At 44.2% G+C, this 17,428-nt stretch carries 14 protein-coding genes; 1 reads left to right on the top strand and 13 read right to left on the bottom strand.

Annotated elements, in window-relative coordinates; all coding sequences use genetic code 11:
* Window positions 1–37: 37 nt before the first annotated feature.
* The 12 genes from AC6CIF_RS12635 to AC6CIF_RS12580 form a co-directional block, all read right to left on the bottom strand.
* Window positions 38–1,279 carry an FAD-dependent oxidoreductase gene (locus tag AC6CIF_RS12635; protein WP_498199894.1) on the bottom strand — a complete coding sequence of 414 codons (1,242 nt, stop codon included), beginning with the start codon at window positions 1,277–1,279 and terminating at the stop codon, window positions 38–40.
* 54 nt (window positions 1,280–1,333) lie between these two features.
* Window positions 1,334–4,615: an ACP S-malonyltransferase gene (fabD, locus tag AC6CIF_RS12630; protein WP_498199922.1), complete on the bottom strand. Its 3,282-nt coding sequence runs from the start codon at window positions 4,613–4,615 to the stop codon at window positions 1,334–1,336.
* Between the two features lie 676 nt (window positions 4,616–5,291).
* The gene (locus tag AC6CIF_RS12625) at window positions 5,292–5,621 is read right to left on the bottom strand and encodes a metal-sensitive transcriptional regulator (protein ID WP_047843212.1); all 330 of its coding nucleotides are present in this window, start codon (window positions 5,619–5,621) and stop codon (window positions 5,292–5,294) included.
* A gap of 142 nt (window positions 5,622–5,763) precedes the next feature.
* Window positions 5,764–6,003 carry a glutaredoxin family protein gene (locus AC6CIF_RS12620; protein WP_076210396.1) on the bottom strand — a complete coding sequence of 80 codons (240 nt, stop codon included), beginning with the start codon at window positions 6,001–6,003 and terminating at the stop codon, window positions 5,764–5,766.
* Between the two features lie 33 nt (window positions 6,004–6,036).
* Window positions 6,037–6,240: a heavy-metal-associated domain-containing protein gene (locus tag AC6CIF_RS12615; protein WP_076210398.1), complete on the bottom strand. Its 204-nt coding sequence runs from the start codon at window positions 6,238–6,240 to the stop codon at window positions 6,037–6,039.
* 5 nt (window positions 6,241–6,245) lie between these two features.
* The gene (locus tag AC6CIF_RS12610; RefSeq protein ID WP_498199893.1) at window positions 6,246–6,875 is read right to left on the bottom strand and encodes a nitrite reductase; all 630 of its coding nucleotides are present in this window, start codon (window positions 6,873–6,875) and stop codon (window positions 6,246–6,248) included.
* Between the two features lie 16 nt (window positions 6,876–6,891).
* Window positions 6,892–7,746 carry a DUF8832 domain-containing protein gene (locus tag AC6CIF_RS12605; protein ID WP_498199892.1) on the bottom strand — a complete coding sequence of 285 codons (855 nt, stop codon included), beginning with the start codon at window positions 7,744–7,746 and terminating at the stop codon, window positions 6,892–6,894.
* A 51-nt stretch (window positions 7,747–7,797) separates the two neighbouring features.
* Complete coding sequence (locus AC6CIF_RS12600) at window positions 7,798–10,185, bottom strand: heavy metal translocating P-type ATPase (protein ID WP_498199921.1); 2,388 nt, start codon at window positions 10,183–10,185, stop codon at window positions 7,798–7,800.
* 82 nt (window positions 10,186–10,267) lie between these two features.
* Window positions 10,268–10,468 carry a cation transporter gene (locus tag AC6CIF_RS12595; protein ID WP_047843207.1) on the bottom strand — a complete coding sequence of 67 codons (201 nt, stop codon included), beginning with the start codon at window positions 10,466–10,468 and terminating at the stop codon, window positions 10,268–10,270.
* 525 nt (window positions 10,469–10,993) lie between these two features.
* Entirely contained in the window at window positions 10,994–12,925 is a 1,932-nt protein-coding gene (locus tag AC6CIF_RS12590) for a fructose-1,6-bisphosphatase (RefSeq protein WP_498199891.1), read from the bottom strand.
* A 255-nt stretch (window positions 12,926–13,180) separates the two neighbouring features.
* Window positions 13,181–13,897: a class I SAM-dependent DNA methyltransferase gene (locus tag AC6CIF_RS12585; RefSeq protein WP_498199890.1), complete on the bottom strand. Its 717-nt coding sequence runs from the start codon at window positions 13,895–13,897 to the stop codon at window positions 13,181–13,183.
* A 70-nt stretch (window positions 13,898–13,967) separates the two neighbouring features.
* Complete coding sequence (locus AC6CIF_RS12580) at window positions 13,968–14,876, bottom strand: LysR family transcriptional regulator (protein WP_498199889.1); 909 nt, start codon at window positions 14,874–14,876, stop codon at window positions 13,968–13,970.
* A 145-nt stretch (window positions 14,877–15,021) separates the two neighbouring features.
* Here AC6CIF_RS12580 and AC6CIF_RS12575 point away from each other — a divergent pair, with 145 nt between their 5' ends.
* Complete coding sequence (locus AC6CIF_RS12575; protein WP_498199888.1) at window positions 15,022–16,041, top strand: alpha/beta fold hydrolase; 1,020 nt, start codon at window positions 15,022–15,024, stop codon at window positions 16,039–16,041.
* 293 nt (window positions 16,042–16,334) lie between these two features.
* Here AC6CIF_RS12575 and AC6CIF_RS12570 read toward each other — a convergent pair whose 3' ends face one another.
* Window positions 16,335–17,375: an NADH:flavin oxidoreductase gene (locus AC6CIF_RS12570; RefSeq protein WP_498199887.1), complete on the bottom strand. Its 1,041-nt coding sequence runs from the start codon at window positions 17,373–17,375 to the stop codon at window positions 16,335–16,337.
* Between the last annotated feature and the right edge of the window lie 53 nt (window positions 17,376–17,428).

The following is a 17,428-nucleotide window of genomic DNA, read 5'->3' as shown; positions in this document are numbered from 1 at the left end:
CTCTCTTTTGGTATCGGCATACTGATTTTTCATCACATTAAGGCTTCATAATTCCCGCAAAGCGCAGCATGTGTGAGAATGACGGCGGTTTGTCACTGTATCCCGAGGTAGTCAGCATCTGTTCCTTCAGCAGATTGGGACACTTGCCAATTCGACGAAAAGCAGCATTGCGAAGTGTCACAAAGGCTCGGTTCTTCACAAACCAGCAATAAGTATGGGCTGTGCTGTTGCGCTGGATGAGACGCACATATTTTCTTCTTTTTTTCTCATACAGGCGAAGCTGACGTTCCGAGCAGTCATTCGTAATGAGCGCTTCTTCCAACGTATTCGACAGTTCGACAGCACCCTGAATCGCCAGATTCATTCCCTGTCCCAGTGCCGGACTTAAAGCATGGCATGCATCTCCTAGCAGAACGGCGCCGTTAATTGCCCATTTTTCGGTATGCAGATAATAGGCCGGAATGGATTGAACCTGTTTGAAATCCACGATCTGCGATATTTCTTGCTGCAAGTGCGGACAGAGGGACAGCAGCATGCCGCGCAACGATTCGATACCGTCCTCCCGGATGCGCTGCCATATATCCTTTCGCAAAGCTAGGTAGATCCGCAGCCTTTGGCCGGGCAAAGGAAAGACTCCGCAGCTTACACCTTCGCCAAAGAAAAAGCTGGCCTCTTCTCTGGTTTGTGTGACATCGTGAAAAGTGAAAGCAAACATTTTTGCCATCTTTTCCTCATAGGGATAAAGGTGATATTTAAGTCCCAGCTGATCACGAATTTTGGACTTGATGCCGTCTGACCCGACAAGGATTTTGCTGCCGATGCGTACCGTTTTGCCCGCCGAATCTGCTTCGATTCCGCTCACATAATGATCGGTAAACAACAGTTTGCCTGCGTTCATGCCGGGGAAGAAGCGTACGTTGGGCATTTCCTCAATGGCATTAAACAGGCTTTGATGAATGTGGTGATGGTCCCCATTCAATGCATAACGTACAGGTATGTCCATTTCCTCATAGCTGCCCGTAAAACAGTTGACACCCCCAAGCGTGCCGTAGTTTACCCGTGCTACATGAGCGCAGTGTTTGGTTACTTCAGGAAGAACGCCAAGCTTGTCCAGCAGATCAATCGTTACCGGCTGAAGAAAATCACCTTTGGGAATGTTGGGAAATTGTTTTGAGCGTTCAATCAACACCACCTGTCGACCTTTTCTGCCCATGGCCAGTGCCAGCGCCACGCCTGCAATGCCCGCCCCCACAATAAGCACTTCACTTTCAATATCCATTCGATTCCTCCTTATTGGCTTGTCTCACTGCGCATCTAATTGAGCTGGATCGGTTTATACCTGTTGAAGCAGGCTTTTGTTGAGCAGCTGGGCTGTCTCTTCCATTAACTTCTCTCCGATCAGATGCACATGGCGCTGTGTCCAGGATTCGAGCGTTGTTCCTTGTACCCACTGATTAAAAGCACCGAGTGCCGGACCGCAATATACCTGAAAGTCCACCCTGTGCTGATGATTCTCATCCCCCTGAAGCGCCAGTTTGGCGGAGTGCTCCAGATACCATTTGAAAATAACGGCCATTCTGGCCTTGGGACTACGTTCGGCAAGTGCTCTCTCCTGGGTTGTAAGAGCGGATTCCATCTCCGCGTAAATGCTGTCAAAGCTCCTTTTGAAATACTGCTCCTGAAGCCTTGTTTTTGTTTTCTCATCGATCTCGTCGATGCTGTCGTACTGGCGATACAGTTCATGTAGTTTGTTAGCACGCGCAGGAAAATAAACGCCTTTCTTCAGCACCTGTACCTTGCCTCCCAGTTCAAACATGCCTGCTGCGGGCGCATATCCGGTATCCTGAACGTTGATTTGCTGAAGCAGTTCCTTTACGAGTTGGCTAGTATTGGCTTCGACCGTACATTGATTAATCGAGCCGGTCAGAATAAAGTCTGCCCCCATGACAAATACTGCCGCAGCCGCTTGGGGAGTACCAATACCCCCAGCTGCACCGACCCGGATTGCTTTGGCGTAGCCATGCTTTTTCATCATCTGATTGCGCAGGGACAGCATGGCAGGCAGCAGGGTCATGGATACTGCACCATCGGTATATCCGGCACAGTCGGCTTCTGCACAGATGTCATCCGCCATCGGCAATTGCCGCGCCCATTGGGCCTGTTCAGCAGAAATGCGTCCTTCAGCCAGCAATTGGTCCAGCATATGTTGCGGAGCTGGACTCATAAACAGCTCTGCCACCTCTGGACGAGAGCATTTGGCGAGAAGAAGATGAGATGAAGCCACAGCACCATCGGATCTGCGATAGATTCCTTTGACCCGATAGTGGACAAGTGCCGGAGTCATGCCCAGAAATCCTTTAGCTTCCATCTTGTTCAGGCCCAATCTAAGCATTAACTTGATTATCTCTTCCTCGCGCTGAGGGTGGAGAGGATCATGAAGCACATTTAATCCCCAGCAATGTTGGACAGGCAATTCTTGCCGGATGGACATCACCGCCTCTTCCACTTCTTCAACGCGCAGTCCACCTGTTCCGAGAAAGCCGACCATACCAGCTTTTGCAAGTGTTGTGATCATCGCCACAGATGAAATGCCGCCAAACATGCCTCCCGCAACGTACGCCAGCCTGGCACCATAATCCTGCCTGAATTCTGCGCTGCCCATCCGTTCAGATTGGAAACGCCGCGAACTGCTGAACGGATGGGCAGCGGTCTCAGACACTCGCAATGATTCATCCTTAGGTACGTTCTTTATCACTGCGGGTGAAGGCGGAGGCGGTTCAACAGATAATTTCTCCACAAAAAGTGGCTGAGCCTGAGTCTGGATAGCCTTTACGAGTTTGCTAAGAGCCGTCCCGGGTCCAATCTGTACAATGTCGTTAACCCCTTTTCCCATCAGATATCGAATGGTATCGGTCCATTGCACGGAGGACGTTAACTGCTCCACCATGTTGTGTTGCAGATGATCGATTGTATAGGGCCTTGCCCCAACATTGGAAATAACGGATATCGTCGGGGCAGCAAACTGAAATTGCTTGAGATATGCAGCAAAGTGCTGCTTGGCTGTTTCCATATATCTGGAGTGAAATGCGCCGCTCACATTCAAGATGACGTAATTGGATGCACCTTCCTGCTCAAACACAGACTTCGCCTGAATTAGCAAGTCCTGCGGACCCGAAATAACGATCTGACGGGGACTGTTCATATTGGCGATATCCAAGTGGTCAAGGCCATGCTGTGCAAGAATCTTACCCACCACATCCGCATGCAGCCCAATCACAGCAGCCATCCCACCGCCCTTTGCCCTGCCCATTAATTCACCGCGGAACTGGACGATACGTAGTCCGGTTGCAAAATCAAACACGCCTGCAGCCAGCAACGCATTAAATTCACCCAAGCTGTGTCCCGCAGCATACTCCGGCTTCCCCTGTTGCTCAAGTTCCCTGTAGTACATCAGGGCATTCACGGTGTACAGGGCCGGCTGGGTGTATTCCGTACGTTTGAGTCGGTCTCCGGGGTCTTCAAGACACAGCTCGCGTATGGAATATCCCAATATTTCATCTGCGGTGCGGACCAGGTCCGGATAAAGATTCCAAACGTCGTGCCCCATGCCCTTGAACTGCGAGCCTTGCCCTGGAAATACATAAGCCCTCATGTTCTGCTCTCCCCTCTGAATGTTCATCGACGGCTGTTGATATTGCCTGGCCACGCTTTCCAATTGTTCCTTATCCCTGCAAAAGGGAGATAACAAAACGACCGCAGATGATGAAGCTTGTTTGTCTGCAAGCCGCTTTATAAAACCTGCAAGCGTACCGCCCGGACTGATATCGATATAGTGATGCGGTCCGGCAGATTCAAGCTTTTGTATTGCTTCGCGAAAGAGAATTGGTTTTCGCGCAACCTGCCAGAAGTGATTTTGTGCAATTCGGGCAGCCTCCCCTCCAGTCATACAGGAGATTAACGGTATGTGGGGGACGGCAAATGTAAATGCCTGCAAATCCTCCGTGTATGCTGCCTCTGCGCTATCAATCCATTGAGAATGATAGGCAAAAGAAACCGGGAGCATCTGACTTAACACAGCATGCGATGTGAGCCACTCCTGTGCTTTTTCCAGTGTATGCACCGGTCCGGAAATAACAAAATGCCCGTCATAATTGACGGACACCAAGGTACAATATTCAATTTCCGGAAGTTCCGGATATAGAGATGCATCTCCCAATATCGCTAACATCGCGCCAGAAGGGCAATGTTGCTCGAATCGTATTGCCTGCTTCATAACACAGCGCAAGCCATCTTTTGCACTGAATACGCCTGCAATCGCAGCGGCGGCAAATTCCCCAAGGCTGCTGCCAAGGACGTAATCAGGTATCACGCCACGAGTCAATAACGATTGGGCAAGTGCATACTCCACCATGTAGATGGCGGGATGCGACAGAATTGTACGTTCGAAGCGGTCCTCATCGGTTGACGATTCGCCGTACATATACTGGACGATTGACTCGCCCCCGCATTCCAAAACCGTTTGATCCAGAGCAAGCATCGTTTCTCTGAACAATGCATCCTGCTCAAACAGCTCCTTCCCCATCTGCGGATACTGCGATCCTTGTCCAGAAAACATAAAAACAACGGAATCGCTCAGTCTGAGCACCTCCTTACAAGCACATCAATAGACATATCAAATAAACTCCGCTATCCCCGTTGATCAGGGACAGAAGTTTGTAATTTAACACAAAACTATCATTATATGTGCATTTTCCTATCTTCAACGTGCCGAAACAACGATTGAATTAGTTGAAAAGCTTGTTGAATATACTATAATCAATTTTGTAATTTTTGTAAATGATGGATTTTGTAAATGTAGTCATTGCATATCGTAAAGTGATGAATAACATCGTATTTTAAAAATAAAAATAGAAAAATGGTATGGATTTGTATTATTTATTTTCCATAAATCAGAATTTCGGAATGATTTAATAAATAGATAACGACTAAATAAATAACAATCCATGTTATATTTGTGCTTTATCTATCTGATAGAAAAGCTATGTTAAAGCTTCCGCTGTTTTTGCATATGTTAACGAATGTTTTAAACTTTTTCACCGAATCTATAATTGTCAGCTTAACTGCTGCTTTTATCTCACCTCATCGAATTAAAACAAAAAAAGCCGCTATAATAGCGACTCAACGGAAACATATTCTCGTTCCTGACATTCTTTTCACCACTAACCCTAATAAAATTAACCTTGATGGGGCATTTGCCTGAATACAATGAGAGGTACCACCAATATTCTAGCTTATTTAATTAACTTATTTACAGTGATCATCAATTCATCCAAAACTTTGTGATCGCCCTCTGAAATGCGTTCAATGACACAGCTTTTCATATGATGTTCCAAAAGCTGCTTTCCTACTCCATTCAACGCGGATTGAATAGAGGCAATTTGGTGTAATACGTCATCACAATACGTATCCTTCTCAATCATTCCTTTTACTCCACGCACTTGCCCTTCAATCCGATTCAAACGGCTAATTAACTTTCGCTTTGTACTCTCCGAATGATGGCTTTTCCGCTCGTTTGAAGATGTATGGTCACATGAGGCGGCCTCAAGTATCGTATCATCCAAGTAGATCAACTCCTTTATTTACACATTACCATCCCCCCCTACCCTATGTAAAGGGAGCAAGAAGTTCCTACAACAATATATCAGTCAAAGGGCTATTTATATTAAGAATAACCCCAGTCGGAAGTGACCGGGGTCATAAGAGTTACTTAACTAACTCACTGATTTCAGTGAGATTTTCGGCAAAGCCTACAAAGACCTTATCTCCAATGACAAGGGTTGGAACAACCTGTTTGCCAGTCAGGTTCCAGACTTCCTCAGCGTACTTGGCGTCTTCTTCACAATTGTAATCCGTATAGGGAAGCTCACGCTCTTTAAAGTAACGTTTAGCATAATTGCAATCGCTACAGGTTGGGATTGAATAAATCTGAATGGATTCCGTCATGCCCAATTACTCTCCCTTGTATTTCAATATATATTACGCTCCGACGTTATATCCTTTTTTACGGATCGCTTCTTCAATTTCAGCGATTTGAACTTTAGAATCGTCAAATCGAACTTCTACTGTTCCCTGTTCAAAATTTACGTGGCCTTCAGCGCCAAGAGCGCTAATTGCACCTTCAATTTTAGATACACAAGAACGGCAAGACATACCTTGAATTTTTACAGTTGCTTCTTTCACTGTTTTCACCCCCTTTCAAGCGTCATAGACTTCAAGTTTTCCAGTGTCATTCTATTAACGAATTTGCTGAACTTTTCTTTGCCTTTCGCATGGTTCTTATAATATTCAATAATTGCAGTAACGAAAGGAATAAGCTGATCCTCCATTAATCCGGAATGTAGCAGCTTGGCGAAGGAGGGTTTAAGCCCCTTCGACTCGCCACCAACATAAACATCGAACTTATCGCGCATCTTTACGATCCCAATATCCTTAATCAACGGTTCACTAGTGCCTAAGGCGCATCCTGCATATCCAATCTTGAGTGGTGCAGGCGTATCGATACCGGAAATGGCTTGATTTAAATTTTTGGCTGTTTCCATGCCTGCTTCTTCTGCACCTCTACAAAAGTTGCAAGTGATCAGGCTTTTGGTTACAAATCCTGCAGGGTTTATTTCAAGACCGTGATCTTCAAGTTCATTTTTGATCTGATCTCGTTGTTCAATCGATACTTCTGCGTAGAGTTGCTTAAAGGGTGTCATTTCCACTTTTGAATCTGGACCAATAATCTCGCCAATTTTAACTAGTTGCTCTGGAGTGAATAAGCTTCCACCCAGTTGGATTGCTGGACTAATCGCTATTTTAATTGTATCTCCCATGCTCATACCTCTCTACTCACTTTACATCTACGACGAAAGGTACTGTAAAGACTTCCCCATCATGTTGGAATTGGCCCCAGATTTTATAGATTCCGCTATGCGGGAAGGAGGTCATAAATTCCGCTTTTGGACCGGTTGCCTTTTCCTCTGTTGGATGAACATGCAGATATTGTTCTGCATCCTCAGAAAGGATAACGACATGACCTACTGCACCGAGGTATTGTTCCAGATTATTAATCCCTTCGTCCGTTTTCGCATCCATGATATTAAAGGTCAGATTTATGTCTTCATTGGCCTTTTTGGTACTCAATGAAAGTTCTATTTTTTTACCATCCACTTCTTTTACAAGGTTGGAATCCGCTTGAACGAGCTCTTGGGCTTTTTCTGGACCCCCAACGTTCACCCATTCACTGGGTGTAGTACTCGCTCCACCTTCTGGAACAAAGTCGGCAAGAATTTTGTATTCGCCACCGTCTGGAAATGAAGTTTCAATCACAAACGTTCCATCGCCTTTAAAATCTGGATGAATATGATTAAAGTAAGAAAGATCTTTACTCACCACGATAAGGTGCATTCGTTTTTCATGACCTATTTCAAATTCATTAACCGGATTACCATCGACGTCCTTGATTTGGATTGTCAGATGTGAATTTTCATTGGCCTTCACATCTGATGCAAAGGAGAACGAGGCTTTAAGGGTACTTGCTGTTGAATCAGCATGAGGCACTGCATGATCATGACTCGCACCTGCAGTTTCAGAATTCATCTCAGTATGATTCATACCACCATGTCCATCTGTATGTGCACTTTCTTTAGGGGTTCCGCAAGCAGACAACACACCAAAAGCTAAAACACCGGTTAACATTAGCATGATTTTTTTACTCCTCCTCATCATTATGTTCGCTCCTGTTCTAGTAACTGACTAGTGACGTACTTTTACGCGTTGCAATCGCAGGGCGTTCAGAACGACGGATACCGAACTCAAGGCCATCGCTGCGCCTGCAACCCATGGTGCTAACAGACCGATAGCTGCAATAGGGATGCCTAAAGTGTTGTAACCAAGTGCCCAGAACAAGTTTTGCTTAATGTTGCGCATGGTCTTACGACTCATGTAGATAGCATCAGGAATACTGGATAGATCGCCGCGCATGAGTGTTACATCAGCTGCTTCCATCGCTACATCTGTCCCCGTACCAATCGCCATACCAATATCTGCAGTTGCCAAAGCGGGTGCATCATTGATACCATCGCCAACCATGGCCACTTTTTTACCTTGTGATTGCAGTTTTTTCACTTCTTCCGCTTTTCCTTCAGGTAAGACCTCTGCACGAACGTGGTCAATACCTACTTGAGCAGCGATGGCTTTTGCCGTCCGTTCATTGTCACCTGTAATCATAATGACCTGAATGCCCATTTCTTTCAGACGGCTCACTGCAGCTTTCGAAGTTTCTTTAATTGTGTCTGCTACAGCGACCATACCTGCATACTGCCCATCAATGGCAACCAGCATCGCAGTTTTCCCCGCTTCTTCCAAACGTGACATCGAATGATAAGCTGCTTTTGCATCGATATTATACTTTTCCATCAGTCGACGTGTACCCACGAGTAGCTGTTTACCTTCAACCATTGCCTGGATTCCGAAACCCGGAAATGCTTCAAAGGATTGTGTTCCTGGTAGTTCGATATTTCGTTCCTGGATGCCCACAACGATGGCTTCTGCAAGTGGATGCTCAGAATTTTTCTCTGCAGCTCCAACAAGTTTCAGGAATTCATTTTCATTGCCAAGAGCGACGACGTCAGTCAATTCAGGTTTACCTTTTGTAACAGTACCAGTTTTATCCAAAAGGATCGCATCAATTTTATGCGTCTGCTCCAGATGCTCCCCGCCTTTGAATAACACCCCTAGTTCAGCCGAACGACCAGACCCCGCCATAATGGATGTTGGGGTTGCAAGTCCAAGTGCACAAGGACATGCGATAACAAGAATCGCAATTGCTTTTTCTAACGAACCTGCAAAATCGCCTGGTGTAACCCAGAAGTACCAAACCACGAAAGCAACTATTGCAATCCCTACAACGATCGGGACGAATATGCCCGAGATCACATCGGCTACCCGCTGAATTGGTGCTTTTGATCCCTGAGCTTCTTCAACAACCTTAATAATTTGTGCAAGAGCGGTTTCTTTACCTACTTTGGTTGCTTTGATCCGAAGAATACCGTTTTTATTAATCGTAGCTCCAATCACAGCATCTCCGACTTTTTTCTCTACTGGAAGGCTTTCACCCGTAAGCATGGATTCATCTACAGATGAGATCCCTTCCAGCACCTCTCCGTCTACAGGAACTTTATCTCCTGGGCGAATAAGGACAACATCTCCTACAATGACTTCATCCACTGGAATGGTAAGTTCTTTGCCATCCCGAACCACTAATGCCGTCTTCGCCTGCAGACTCATCAGTGATTTAATTGCCTCTGATGTTCGACCTTTCGCAAGAGATTCAAACAATTTACCCATAAGAACCAAAGTAATAAGGACCGCACTCGTTTCATAATACAGGGATGGACCATGATGCATCCCCTCAGCCATACTTGACCATTGAATGGTCAAGTATAAACTGTAGAAGTACGCTGCCGAGGTACCAAGTGCTACCAACACATCCATGTTGGCACTCCTGTTTCGGAGAGCCTTATATGCACCCACATAGAACTGTCTACCAATGTAAAATTGTACTGGTGTAGCCAGGATTAGTTGGAACCACGGATTCATAAACAATTCCGGCACATAGATCCATGAAGTGAACGAGAAGTGACCTACCATAGTCCACAACAGCGGCAAGGAAAGAATTGCCGAAATCAATAATTTCCGTTTTTGATTACTCAGTTCTTTAGCACGATGGTCACTTGCACCATTACTGGTACCGTCTTGTTTGACGATCGCTGTATAACCGAGTTTACTCACCTTGTCTTTCATATCTTCGATGGAAACCTCACCAGGAGAAAATTCAACTCGGGCCGTTTCCATGGCGAAGTTTACTGAAGCGTTAGTCACGCCGGGCAGCTTATTCAGCCCTTTTTCAATTTTGTTCGCACATGCTGCACAGGTCATGCCTTCAAGATTGAATTGCGCAACCTCTGAAACGGAACCATATCCAAGTTTTTTGATTTTTTCCTCAAGTTCTTTCATTTCCACTTTCGTGGGATCATACGTTACACTTGCCTTTTCCAAAGCAAAGTTAACATTTGCTGATGTGACCCCGTCCATTTTGCCGAGGCCTTTTTCGATTTTGTTTGCACAAGCTGCACAGGTCATACCTGTAATTTGTATACTCGACTGTTTGGTCTGAGCCGCTGCTGTTGCCACAATAATTCACTCCCCTTATCGTCCATTACTTTTACGCTACTTCGTAGCCTTGTTCTTCAATAACTTCTTTAATTTGCTCCAAGGAGACTTGATTTTCATCATACGTCGCTTCAACCGAATCATCACTGAGGTTCACCTTGCCACTCACTCCAATTTCTTTCAAAGCACCTTCGATGGAGTTTACACAATGTTGGCAGCTCATACCTTGTACGTTCAATACAATGTTTTTCATCTTATTTCGTCCCTTCTTGTGGGTATTTTTTTGGTTTAGTTTGACCTAAACGATGGGCTGTACTCTCGAGGCCAGTTCCTCAGGTCTCGTCGACCTCTTGTTAAATACTATACCCCCCTACCCTATATTAGTCAACATCTTTTTATACCCCTCCGCCCTATATGAACTAGCTTTCTCGTTAGCTCAATGAATTTATGGAGAGAAGAACCGATTATCTGTACGCTGATCGGTAATCGGACCATGTTCTTGTCCAGGACTTGGGAAAAAACTTGTACCGATAAAATAAAAAAGCCGCTAAAATAGCGACTTCAATGGAATCATGATCTCCTTCCGTGAAATGTAGTCCATATCTTCCTCCTCTTCACAAATTGAAGGCAAATTTACATTTCCTCTACGTTGTTAGATCGCACTGCTACAAAAGAAAGGCTCGTACAGACAGGGTATTATTACTTCCCTGCCCAATACGAGCGTCTACGTCCAATTGCACTCAAACGGTTGCTCCGAATGTGTACTTTAGCAATCGTTTCATTTCATGTGGCGATAGTCTAATAGATCCTTCAAATTTGAGATTTTCTGCAACAGCTGTTCCCCGACATTGGTTTCCCTCACCAGTTTCCGCGCCAGTTCTTTGTCCACCAATCTTTTTAGAGATAACACGTCCGTTCCGTTACATAAGACATCTTCTTTTGAGTTAAATTTCTTATGAGCAACGAGCTGCATGCCAAAGGAATTGTACAACAAGGTATATCCGGCAATGCCCGTTGTGGATTGATAGGCTTTGGAAAAACCGCCGTCAATCACGATCATTTTCCCGTTTGCTTTAACAGGGCTCTCTCCACTAATTTCTTTGACTGGCGTGTGCCCGTTAATGACATGTCCATGATCTGGATTCAAATCAAACTCCTGCAAGATTTTTCGACAGATCTCTTCATTTTCACGTAAATGGTAGTAAGGATTCTTTCTCTCCTTATGTGCTTCTTTATCTTGGATGAAATACCGTTCAAAAGTGGTCATTTCTCTCTTTCCAAAGAGTGAGGAGCATTCCCCTGTCCAGATGTACCATACCATATCCGTCGCCAGATCTTCTGTCTCTTCCGGATGCGCAAAGGCGTAACGTAAATAATCTTCAAAAACATCAAGCAATTGACGGCCCGCATATGTCTTGTCTTCAATCTGCATTTCTTCCATATTTCCTTCTTCATCCAAAGGAATACAGCCGTGGATTAACAAATTCCCGTTGTATTTTAAATAAAGGCTACCCTTTTTCATGAGAAAATTCATATGTCTGGCCATCTTTTCGGAATGCTGAACGGAAAACAACAGCTTTTCCATCACTTGGCGTTCTTCCTCCAGCAATTGTTCAGGTTTCTGCGGATTTACGGTTGCAAAACAGGTGTTTTCCAGCAGGTACGTTTTACCGAAGATGTTGATTTCATTGTTGTCGTAATCAATCTGCTCCAGCAAAAGCCTTTCAGACATATTAAAGTATGGGCGTCTCTTGATAATCGGGATTTCAAGTTTAAACTGAATCATGGCAATGGCTTGGTGAATTTTGGTGATCTGCAAAATTTCCTGCTCCGATACATTATGGCCAGCCTGTAGCTTAGGTCTGAAGGACGGATTGTCCTCGTAATATTTCTCCGCCAGGTTTAGCAGTGGGCGCAGATTGATTCCGTATACATCTTCAATGATGTCCAGATTATCGTATCTGGCGCAGATCCGAATAATATTCGCAAGGCAGACCAGAGAACCTGCGTAGGCTCCGATCCAGAGGACATCATGGTTTCCCCACTGTATGTCTACAGAATGGTAGTTGATCAGCGTATCCATAATTTTATCGGGGTACGGCCCCCGGTCATAGATATCTCCAACCACATGAAGATGGTCAACGACCAGGCGCTGTGTCGTATAAGCAAGGCCGATAATGAGATTGTCCGCCTGACCCAAGGATATAATTTGCCGATATATTTCCTCGTAATAAGGATTCTTATTGTTGGTCGAATCCGTCTTGTATAAAAGCTCTTCTACAATATATACATATTGCTCCGGCAGAGCTTTACGCAATTTTGAGCGTGTATACTTGGAAGAGGCATAAGAAATAAGCTTAAGCATGTGTTCAATTGTTAGTCTATACCACTGGTTCAAAGCCTGTTTATTGCTCAGTTCCCCTATAACCAGCTGTATTTTTTCTTCCGGGTAATAAACTAACGCCGCAAAATCATTGATTTCTTGATCTGTCCAAACCTCCCGGAATAATTCTTTGATTTTCTCTTTGACGGTACCCGAACCGTTTCTTAGTACATGCTGAAAAGCGTGGAACTCCCCATGCAAATCGCTGACAAAATGCTCGGTTCCCTTTGGGAGATTGGAGATCGCTTCAAGGTTGATGATCTCTGTTATGATTTTTTCTTCCGTATCATACTTCTCGGCCAATAAATCTAGAAACTGCTCATCCAAAACAGATGTCCCCCTTCAAGGAAGTATGGTGTTGTATAGCCGGGTCCAAAAGCTTTAGACCTATATCAAATTACATTCTATACTTAGCATTGATTATATGGTGATTATCAGCATCGCCTTCCCCCATCATACTCCAGTTCATCATATATGAACAAATTTCATTGAATGGATTTGAATGAACCATGTTTGTAGTTATTTTAGGAATAAGAAGTGTGTTCAATCTGCTCTGGTCCCTTGAGGTTTTTTTACTAACTGCTATTTTACACAATGAAAAATAAACGATCTATTCTCAGAATTTGCTTGTTTAAATTCCCAATCCCCATATGTTTTAATTTTGGAAAAACCGATTTGTTTCAGCGACTCATTGAATTCTTCCTGATTTCGAAACCTCAGCTGCATTTTTTCATGAACTAATACTTTGTCTGTTTTGGTATTTTTTACAATTTCATAGAAAGTGTAAATATCTCCCTCAAACCCTTCATATTCTGTATAAATTTCTAAAGGATCTCCGCTTAGTCTATCTTTAGCTAAGTCAGGAGTTTTGTCCTTTTCCCATTCTTCCCATACTTTTACCATAGGGTTTCTTGTATCAAAAATAAAGTGACCCCCAATTTTTATGGATCGGAATACGTCTGAGATCACTTGCTTCCAACTGTCATCTGTAAGAAATACCTGTGCAACATTGGCTGTCATAATTACCGCATCATAGGTATTGGTTTGTAAATCCGCACTATCACCTATAATCCAATTCACATTTCCAGAATTATCTTTACTTCGCGCCATTTCAATCGCTTCTTCATTGGGGTCTATAGCGGTAATTTTATAACAACACGGAACAAGATGAGTAGTCCATCTTCCTGTTCCACAGCCCAGGTCAGCTATAGATTCTACTTGTAATCTCTTTAACAATGAAAGGAAAAATTCATCGTCTTTTCCCCAATGGTTAATCTGGTCGTATACTAATGGAATCATAAATAATGTCTCCCCACTTTCAGCAGCGTTTTACTGTGCCCAACAGTCAGTTTGATGTCTCATACATAAGCTACACGGTTTTATTCTCACTCTGTGAACCAAAAACTACCCTGGTTGCTTCTATAAAAGATAACATCATTGGTGAAAGCCACTTGTCTTTATGCCACAACATCTGTGTATATACCTGCAAGTCCGGAATTTGCCATGGGAGGACAACAAGTTCTCCACGTTCAACTTCAGATTCCGCGACGATCTCAGGAAGAAAGGCAATACCGATTCCTGAAATTGCACATTGTTTAATGGCTTCAGCACTTTGAAACTCTAAATATGTAATGCTATCAATGCCCTCTTTCTCAAATGACCGATCAAACATCGTTCGATATGGACAACCCTTCTCATTTGTCAGGAACACTTCATCATGAAAATCTTCCAATTGCAGCACAGTTCGTTTGGCGAGTGGGTGATCTGGAGCAGCTAACAATCGGAAATGTTCTTCCAGCAAAGGTTCCACGGAAAGTCCACTCGAGCGAATGGGTTCATCCAACATATAAACAATATCCGTGGTTCCCTCAAAGAGCGTTTGCTTGAGTTCTTGATTCGGAACTGAGCGGAAGATTAGGCGAACTCCCGGATGCTGCGAACGAAACCGTTGGAAGACAGGTGGAAGCCGGTAGGAGCAAATAACCTCATTCGCACTTATCGTTAAGGTACCACTTAGTTTTTCATTATCATGGACAGCACTGCGAGCTTCGTCCATTTTTTCAAGAACACCTTGGGCGTGTGTTAAAAAGCGTTTACCCGCAGTTGTGAGCGCGAGTTGCTTGCCCAACCGATCAAAGAGGCGAACACCTAGCTCATCTTCCAATGCTTTAATTTGCATCGTGACGTTGGAAGGAACATAGCTCAGCGCTTCTGCTGCCCGCGTGAAATTCAATGTTGTTGCAACGGTACAAAACGTATTCAGTTGACGCAATTCCATCCGATGATCCCCCCTTCATCTTTCAATTTTATTGAATGCTATCTTGAATTATATTCACTTTTATTGAGAGTATCACAGCTCTATACTGAGTACAAGAGATCACAGTGAACATGTGGTTTTTTATTTTGAAGGGAGCGACTATACGATGGATTATGAAATTTTTAATTTGGGTGATGTACTCTTACAATCAGGAGTGACGTTACCAAATGCTTTTCTTGCTTACAAAACATACGGAAAATTAAATGAACAGAAGGATAATGTTATTGTCTATCCAACGGCTTTTGGAGATCAGCATATTCAGAATGAATGGCTCATTGGCAGCGGGATGGCACTGGATCCAGAGAAATATTTTATTATCGTTCCCAATTTGCTGGGCAATGGGTTCTCTTCCTCTCCCAGTAACACGCCTCCTCCATTCGATCGGGCTAACTTTCCACAGGTAACCATCTATGACAACGTTCGATTCCAGCACCAACTGCTGACCGAAAAATTCGGTATTCAAAAGATTGCTCTCGTCGTCGGGTGGTCGATGGGCGGCATTCAGGCATTTCAATGGGGAGCAAGTTACCCGGAGATGGTTGAACGAATCGCACCTTTCGGAGGCATCGCCAAACCTTGGCCTCACACATTTGTGGTCCTGGAAGGTGTGAAAGCTTCATTGCTATCTGCAGTCGGCTTCGACTCAAATAAATTAAACCAACTAAGTTCTACAGACATGCGTGCCGTTGGTCGGGTGTATGCGGGATGGGGACTATCACATGCGTTCTATAGAGAAGAGCTATACCGTGAGATGGGATTTGACACATTGGAGGATTTTGTAGCTGGTGTCTGGGAAAATAGCTTTATGAATATGGATCCGCATAATGTTCTGGCTATGTTATGGACAGGCCAACATGCTGATATCAGTGCAAACCCCTCCTATAACGGAGACTTTGATAAAGCACTTCAGAGCATAAAAGCACTTGCCTGTATCATGCCTGGAAGCACGGATCTCTTCTGCACAGCGGACGATAATGAATACGAAGCTAAGCGTATACCTAATGCTGTCTTGAAACCAATTCAATCGATCTGGGGCCATTTTGCCGGTCGTGGAATCAACAGTGCCGATAATCAATTTATTGATGACAATCTAAAACACTTGTTGTCACTTAGCACTAATGAATAGATCGTCACTTGCATTGGGAATTCAGTGAAGAGAAGCGTTGATCTTTCGGAGGGAGAGCTCCCCCCAAGCAGTGGTGTTGTTGAGTGATAATGTAGAAATTAAGGAACCAGCAATAATGAAGTTGAGGACCTTATTCCGATGTTTCTTTTTGCATCCTCTGCCAGTCTCATCTCTATGTCTTTCATCTTTAGTTCCACCGGATAAATCACTCTGGTTGCCATTACAAACACACCTCCAAGATGATCTTGAAGGTGTGTTTGATTAATACATATTCCTAATGATTATAACTGCAATTAAGTAAGTACAGTCATCGCCTCTCTTGTGAATGGAACCAGATCATCGATACGTCCTTCTTGAATTTTCTTAACCCATTCAGGGTCGACTAGAAGAGCACGGCCTACAGCAACCAGATCAAACTCATCATTCTGAAGTCGTTGTACCAATCCCTCGATACCGACGTTACTTGCGCCTTTACCTTCTGTGAACAGACTTGTAAAGTCACCATCAAGACCAATCGATCCAACAGTAATTGTCGGTTTACCAGTCAGTTTTTTGGTCCATCCAGCAAAATTCAGATCAGACCCTTCGAATTCCGGCTCCCAGAAACGACGTGTGGAACAGTGGAAGATATCGACTCCAGCTTGAACCAACGGTGCGAGAAGCTGCTCCAGTAATTCCGGTGTTTCAGCCAATTTAGCCTGATAATCATCTGTCTTCCACTGAGATAAACGCAGTACAATAGGGAATTCCGGTCCCACTACTTTACGGCAAGCCTCAATCACTTCAACTGCAAAACGTGTGCGAGCCAACATATCTCCACCGTAACGATCCGTACGAGAGTTGGTTTTCTCATACAGGAATTGGTCGATCAGATAGCCGTGTGCTCCATGGATTTCAATACCATCGAACCCAACGCGTTTCGCTTCTGAGGCTGCTTGTGCGAATTCCTGAACGATTGTAGCAATCTCAGCTTCCGAATAATCATTAACATGACCTTTGGCTCCCATATGCCAGATCTGTGGAATAATTCGACCACCAGCTTCATGTACTTCAGATACAACATGTGCCCAACCATTCATTGCAGCTTCACCATAAAAGTGCGGCACATTGGCTTGATTGGATGCATCCGGATGATTAATTATTGTCCCTTCTGTCACAATAAGCCCCACTGCGTTCTCTGCTCTGCGGCGGTAATAGCCCGCAACATTCGAACCCGGGATACCTTCCGGAGAAAATTGACGCGTCATCGGCGCCATCACGATCCGATTGGATAACTTCAAGTGACCTAACTCTATAGGTTGGAACAATGCTTCTACGGATTGAGAATAATTCATAATAACCTCCACATATTTCGTTTTTTTTATATAAATTGACCTAGGAGATGTTA

This window comes from Paenibacillus sp. GQ49, from assembly GCF_059759055.1.
Note: the sequence above shows the minus strand (reverse complement) of the source record. Positions and strands in the feature narration are given on the sequence as shown.